Source organism: Pedobacter sp., assembly GCF_045627485.1.
Lineage (GTDB): Bacteria > Bacteroidota > Bacteroidia > Sphingobacteriales > Sphingobacteriaceae > Pedobacter.
The window spans coordinates 1-2,312 of the sequence record NZ_JAZQNU010000062.1 but is presented as its reverse complement, the minus strand read 5'-3'; the positions used below and the strand labels follow the sequence as shown (position 1 = coordinate 2,312).

The following is a 2,312-nucleotide window of genomic DNA, read 5'->3' as shown; positions in this document are numbered from 1 at the left end:
ATAGTCACTATTTATATACCTCATAAACTCCTCTGCCGTGGTGATTACAGTCCAGCCCATCACGCAGTCCTTGTTCGTTTCCGTAAGGCCATAATCGGCATAGTTGCTTTCCGTAATGGTAACAAGGCTTTCGGCAGGAGTGCCGTTGTACTTTGTTGGTGCGTCATGACCGCAGACGGTACATTTGCCATCGTCACCAAAATGATGCGCGAGTTTAGGCACAAGGCGCAGTTCGTCTGTATTTTCAGGGTTCTGCATTGTTCCATACTTGCTGCAGGTAGGCTGTTCGATGATTGTCCAGTCACCACCAGCCCAAGCACTCATGCAGCACATCATCAGTACTGCAGATAGTAAAAGTCTGAAGAAGTTTCGTTTCATATTTCTGAGTTTTTATTTGTTATTACTGTTCAAGTTTCTCAAGTTCGTATACCGTTGATTTGTATTGTTTTATTTTAACATTAATCAGACATTAATTAAAACATTAATCAGACATTAATAATCATTGACTATGATTTTTGCTATAAACATTGCCATCAGCCCTTAATAATATAACTCCGAGCTTGCTTGCCTGAGTGGCCGTAGTGCCCGAAGAATGTCTGATTAATGTTTAGATTAATGGTCATTAATGTTTTAAAATACATGCGAAAGTTGAATTATTCGTTTGTTTCTGCTATTCAAACAATGTGGCCAGATCCATTTGAAAGAACGTTGCAAACGGAATGCCATCCGTCCCGGCAACAAAAGAGCGATGCGGATGGTAACGACGTACAAATTCCGGCAAACCACTATTCATTCCCCGTCGGCCACTTTTTACTTCTATCGCCACCACATCACCTTGACATTCCACGATGAAATCTACCTCATCATTGCGATCCCGCCAGTAATACACGTGTGCATCCTGCTCTTCTGCAAAGTCTAACAGATATGCACCGACAGCCGATTCGGTCCATCGTCCCCACACCATCGGGTCGGCCATGTCTCGCTCCAATCCTTTACCTCGGTATGCGGTCATAAGCGCATTATTATACGTCAATATTTTGGGTATGGATTGGCGTTTCCGGGCTTCGTCGAATGCATATTTATGCAAACCCGTCAAAAGATTGCACTGCCTCAAGACCTCCAGATAAGACGATAATGTGGTAACATTACCTGCATCTTGTAACTGCCCCAATAGTTTTGTCAGAGAAATCTGTTCAGACGAATAAGAGCAACCCAATTCAAAGAGTTGTTTCATCAATGTCGGCTTATAAATATTGCTCGTCATGATAACATCTTTTTCTATAGCTGGTGCCACCAATGAATCTTTTATATACTTTTTCCATCTACGCATATCGGCAATATAATCAGCGGCACCGGGATAACCACCAAAATATATCCATTGCTCTAACGTAAAACCAAAAGCATCCCGCATTTCAGGATAGGACCAGTGTCCCATTCGAATCAGTTCATATCGGCCTGCCAATGACTCAGTAAGCCCCTTACGAAGTAAAAGGCGCGATGAACCTAACAACAGAACCTTAATGGGTACCTTATTCCGAATATCAGCATCCCATTCCCGTTTAACAACTTCGCTCCACTGCTTAAGTTTTTGGATCTCATCGATAACCAATATCGCTTCCGAGAGTGATTGGTTGCGAACTTGAATACGAACCGATTCCCACACACGACGAATCCAATCATTATCATCTGCAGGGATGGCATCAGCATTAAAAATAAAACTGGGAAGTTCCAGAGACTGGCACACCTGCTCCACCAATGTTGATTTACCTACTTGGCGAGGACCCGCAATCACCTGCATTTTGTTTTTCGGCTCTAACAAGCGTTCACGAACAATAGTATAATATGGACGAATATACATTGGAAACTACAAATTACTCAATTCTATAAAACATTTTACTCAATTCTGCTAAACAAATTACTCAAATCTTGCTGCAAATGTACAACATTTTTCTCATATCTGCAAGAAGACCAGTGAAATATTTTATTCAACTTTCGCAAGTTCCTAACTTGCTCACTTATCGGTTGTAAGGTTTTACGGTTATACGGTTTTACGGTTATACGGTTGTAGAAGCCTACCCCTAACCCCTCCCAAAGGGAAGGGAAAAGCCGCTGTAACCTTTTAACCCGTAACCCGTAACCTTCTTAACTCCTTGACTCCTTGACTCCTTGACTCCTTAACTCCTGGTTTTGAGGTTATACGGTTTTGCGGTTATACGGTTATACGGTTTTGCGGTTTTACGGTTGTGAGGTTATGAGGTTATGAGGTTAAAGGAAGCCCCCTCCTGCTCCCCCAAAGGGGGAGAGTTATAAGC

2 protein-coding genes are annotated in these 2,312 nt (G+C 42.3%); both read right to left on the bottom strand.

What is annotated here, in order from left to right; all coding sequences use genetic code 11:
• Positions 1 to 378 (bottom strand): hypothetical protein (locus ACR2F3_RS04680; protein ID WP_432708819.1); only part of this gene is annotated, 378 nt, incomplete at its 3' end.
• A gap of 292 nt (positions 379 to 670) precedes the next feature.
• Complete coding sequence (locus ACR2F3_RS04675; protein WP_432708818.1) at positions 671 to 1,858, bottom strand: ATP-binding protein; 1,188 nt, start codon at positions 1,856 to 1,858, stop codon at positions 671 to 673.
• Positions 1,859 to 2,312 lie beyond the last annotated feature (454 nt).